Origin of the sequence: Mesorhizobium sp. M1A.F.Ca.IN.022.07.1.1, assembly GCF_003997575.1 — a bacterium.
GTDB lineage: Bacteria > Pseudomonadota > Alphaproteobacteria > Rhizobiales > Rhizobiaceae > Mesorhizobium.
On the sequence record NZ_RZST01000429.1, the window covers coordinates 1 to 4296 of the forward strand.

Genomic DNA, 4296 nt, shown 5'->3' on the forward strand with positions numbered 1-4296 from the left:
GCTATAGACCATGCGCTCGTCAAGGAAGAGCCGGTAGAAGGCATTCGAGATGTCGTAGTGATGCTGGATCGCTTCCTTGTTCGACCCGCTGACATAAGGGTTGCGGCCGGAGAGGTCGCTGCGCGCCGTCATCTGTTTTCGCGAGAACAGCACTACCGGGAGGTCGCGCAGGATCTCCAGCTTGGGCAATGATCTGAGCTTCGTCTTGAGCCTGCCCTGCGAGGGCACGGCGTAGAAGTCGAACAGCGTGCCCTCTTCGATGTCGACGGTCTTGGAAATCCACATCTCGACAAGCGTCGAGAAGGCAGGACGCCGCAGCAGTTGCCAGACGATGTCCTGATCGTTGATGGCAAGCACCGGACCGTCGGCGGGCCCGATCCGCTCGCCGGTCCAAAGCCTGACCGCAAAACCCGGCTTCAACGTCTCGACGACCCTGCGTACGATCCGCGCGGCTCTGTCGGCGGCGTCCATTCCCACCTCCCGATAGGCGAAACACCGCCCTCGAGCGCCACTGTCGTCTACCGGCCTGTCGACCGCAATCCCGATCTGTTGCGAAAAAGCATCGCGCGAGGATGATCCTCGCCCGATGCACGGCCATTCCGTTGCGTCATCTTGTCTTTTGCCGCGACGCACCCCATCATTTGGCTGTGTTCAACAAACCGAAAGGAGGTGATCCGATGTCGAGTGATTTCGTTTTCCATAACGTGAGCTCAGCGGATTGCACTTCCGGGAAGCAGTCTTCCCGTTAAGGCGCGAGACGCGCGGCAGGTGACCCGAAGGGGTCGCCGCCAGGGGCCGCGTCATGGACGGAAACACGGAAGGCCGCCTGCTTCGTCAAGAAGCGGCGGCCTTTTCCTTCTGCGGGCTGACCTGTGGATCAGCGATTGATGGTGAGCTTCTCGATATTGCGGGTGATCTGATCGAAGGCATCTGACAGTTCGGTGCCCGTGGCGGCCTCGTAAAAATGCTTCAGCGACGACGTGTCGTCGGTCGCACAGTCCTTCAATACGGATCTCGCTTGATCCCTCTCGGTCGTCGTCATCGACGGATCGTTGAGATCGAAGCCGATGGTGAAAACCTCTATGCCGTCGTGCTTCATATTCTCGCAAATGGCTTCGGCATTGGCGCGCGACCTCCGGCCCTGGTCGTCGGACGCGGACGTGCCGCGCCCGCGGGCAAAGGCGGTGTTGAACTGGCCATCCGTCATCAGGATGGCGATCTTTGCCACTTTCTTCGGATCGAAATTCGCCGGACCCGCGCCCAGGCGGGCATCGGCGATGGCCGAACGCCAGGACGGCGAAAGCATGTAATAGCCCCATTGCGCGGCAATCCCACCTGCCGTCACGCCCGCAGCTTGGAAATGACCGATGGCCGTGAGCAGCGTGTTCTGATCGGCCGTCAGCGGAACCAGAGCCGCGGATGGACACACTTTCATGCGGTAGTCGCGGTTGACCTTGGCCTGATAGGTCCTGCCATTGTTGTCCTGCCTCAGCGTATACGGGCCATCCGACGAATAATCGGCATAGCCGTCCTTGTCCTTGCGCTCGGTGGCGCATTTGTCAGGCGCGGTCGTCACGGAAACGGCAAGGGGCGCATCGATCGGCGGCGGCAGCTTCGGTCCGGTCGAGGTCTCGACGAAGACGGTGTCGGCGAGGCCGCCAGTGTTGACGGCCTCGGCATAGGGGACGATCGCCACCCGGACCCGAGGCTCGCTGGGATCCCGGTTCTGTCCCAGGAGATCCTTGACCGTCTGCGACGCGGCTGCCTGCAGGTCGCCGATCTTATTGGTCTTGGCGCGCTTGTTGGCCGCCATGGAGCCGGTGATGTCGAGCATCAGCGCCACCTCGATCTTCTTGTCTGAATAGAGCGCGGTGGTCGAGGCGCCGACACGCTGCATATCGCCAACGCTGAACAGCGGAAAATAGAGGCCGACATCGGCATGCGCATTCACCTGCACGGTCTTCGATGTCCTGTCGATGGTGAGCTTGTCGAGCACGATCTGTTTGGCCTGCAGGATGCCGGCCGCGCTGTTGGCGTCGAGAAATGCCTGTACCGACGCGTCGGCATCGGCTTCCTTGATGACACCAAGGGTGAGATCGCGTGCCGTCGAGGTCACAGCGGCATCGACGACGCTCTGCAGACTCGATCTCGCATTGTAGACCTGCGCGATATTGACTGCGAATCCCACCCCCAGCGCCAGCACCGATGCGGCAGCCCCAAACAGAACCGCGAAATTGCCTCCGCGATCCCGCGCAAAGCCGTCCACCCCACAAACGAGACCTTTCAACTGCCGCATCCTCACCCCCGCCTGCTGCGGCTTCGGTGCCGCTCAACGGAAGCGCTGCAGGACTTCGGCCAGACACGGCCACCCTTCTGTTCGAAAGCGCGGAGCGACAGCTAACTCATTGTTTCTGCTGGAACACGGCAGACAGGAAGGTGAATGGCGGGTAAATGGAAACGCAATAGGGAAATGCCGTTCATAAAGCGCTTACCATGAGTGGCGGAGCCATTGCGGCCCTTCCCGCTTCGGCACAGTGCGCCCTGTGCCAAAGCGGGTCAGCGCTGGTGCTGGCGCCGCAGTGAAACAGCCGCCTGGCTTACGCGAGCATCTGGGCGCTCGCGGTCCTGTCGATGCCGTGATGCGGCGGCTTGAACAGGTTGCCTTGCTGCTCATAGGTCCACACCTTGAACAGGGTAAGCCGATGCGGGCCGAAGCTGTGCAGCAGCGGCACGTCGGTGGCGTCGCGGCCGCGCGCGATCACGACGCGGCCGATCCTTGGACGATTGTGGCGCGGATCGAACGCGTACCATTTCCCGTCGAGGAACACTTCCATCCAGGCTGAGAAATCCATCGGCGCCGGATCGGCCGGCACGCCGATGTCGCCGAGATAGCCGTTCACATAGCGCGCTGGAATGTTCATCGCGCGGCAGAGCGCGATCGCGAGATGCGCGAAGTCGCGGCAAACGCCGACGCGCTCCTCATGCGCCTGCGCCGCCGTGCGGGTGGCGCGGGCATAGCCGTAGCCGAACGAAAGCCGGCTATGGACATAGTCGACGATCGCCTGCGCGCGCGCCCAGCCGGGCGGCAGGTGGCCGAACAGCTCCCAGGCGAGGTTGCTGAGGTGATCGGTTTCGCAATAGCGGCTGCCGAGCAGGTAGACGAGCACCTCGTCCGGCAGCTCCGCCACCGGCATTTCGCGCGCCAGCGTGTTGATCTCGTCGGCCTCGCCGCTGTCCTCGACCACCCCATCAAAGAGGATGCGAAAACCGCCGGCCGGCGCCGTGAAGCGGCGGCAGATATTGCCATGGCAGTCGCGATAGGTGGTCGTCGGCACCGAAGGCGAGGTGAGAAAGCGAGTCTGCCGCTTGATGTCGGCATGGCGATCCGGGTGGATGTCGAGAAGCGCGATGATCGGCGTCGCGGCATCGCATTCGATGGCGATTTCGTAGCCGAGCCTGATCAGCATCACTTCCCCTTGTTGGTGGTCTTGCCCTTGTTGGTGGTCTTGCAAGACTGGTTGGAGAACGCCGCAATGAGGAGCGTTGTTCCGGCGGCGAGTCGAAATGCCGGCATGCGCCTTTGCAGGCTCCGCTTCGGAGGTTAGGATAGCGGTGCGTTTCGCGCTCCCCGAAAACGATTCCCCCAGGATATCCGATGTTCCCAGGCAGAAAGTTCGCCGCTTTCCTTTTCGACATGGACGGCACGGTCCTCAATTCGATCGCCGCGGCGGAACGCGTGTGGACCAAGTGGGCTCGCCGTCACGGCCTCGACGTCGCGAGCTTCCTGCCGACTATCCACGGCAAGCGCGCGATCGAGACCATCGCCGCGCTGAAGCTTCCCGGCGTCGATCCCGTCGTGGAAGCCGATGCGCTGCTCGAGGCCGAGGCGGCCGACCTCGAGGGCATCGTTCCGATTCCGGGTGCTGTGGCGTTTCTCAAGTCGCTGCCGCCGGAGCGCTGGGCGGTCGTCACCTCGGCGCCGCGGGAACTCGCGCTGCTGCGTATGGCGGCGGCCGGCATTCCGGTGCCCGCCATCATGGTCTCGGCCGAGGACGTCACCCGCGGCAAGCCGGCGCCCGACTGTTTTCTTTTGGCGGCAAAGCGTCTCGGCGTCGAGGCGCGCGATTGCCTCGTCTTCGAGGATGCCCCGGCCGGCATCGCCGCGGGCGAAGCCTCCGGCGCCTCGGTGATGGTGATCAGCGCCACGCATGTCCATCCGGTCGTGACGCAGCACGCCAGCATCGCCACCTACGATGCGCTCGGCGTCGCCACTGACGACGATGGCTGGATGATCAT

4 protein-coding genes are annotated in these 4296 nt (G+C 63.2%); 1 reads left to right on the forward strand and 3 read right to left on the reverse strand.

The window, feature by feature from the left end:
- The 3 genes from EOA75_RS29635 to EOA75_RS29645 form a co-directional block, all read right to left on the reverse strand.
- Positions 1–471 (reverse strand): class I SAM-dependent methyltransferase (locus EOA75_RS29635; protein WP_206517060.1); only part of this gene is annotated, 471 nt, incomplete at its 3' end.
- Between the two features lie 406 nt (positions 472–877).
- Entirely contained in the window at positions 878–2296 is a 1419-nt protein-coding gene (locus EOA75_RS29640) for a pilus assembly protein (protein WP_127325813.1), read from the reverse strand.
- Between the two features lie 301 nt (positions 2297–2597).
- Complete coding sequence (locus EOA75_RS29645) at positions 2598–3467, reverse strand: transglutaminase family protein (protein WP_127247288.1); 870 nt, start codon at positions 3465–3467, stop codon at positions 2598–2600.
- Between the two features lie 188 nt (positions 3468–3655).
- Between EOA75_RS29645 and EOA75_RS29650 the strand changes: the two genes are divergently transcribed.
- A partial coding sequence (locus EOA75_RS29650; RefSeq protein ID WP_127325814.1) for an HAD-IA family hydrolase occupies positions 3656–4296 on the forward strand: 641 nt, incomplete at its 3' end.

Coding starts and splice junctions, on each gene's coding strand:
- EOA75_RS29640 (WP_127325813.1), bottom strand. CDS start 2,296: ATGCGGCAGTTGAAAGGTCTCGTTTGTGGGGTGGACGGCTTTGCGCGG.
- EOA75_RS29645 (WP_127247288.1), bottom strand. CDS start 3,467: ATGCTGATCAGGCTCGGCTACGAAATCGCCATCGAATGCGATGCCGCG.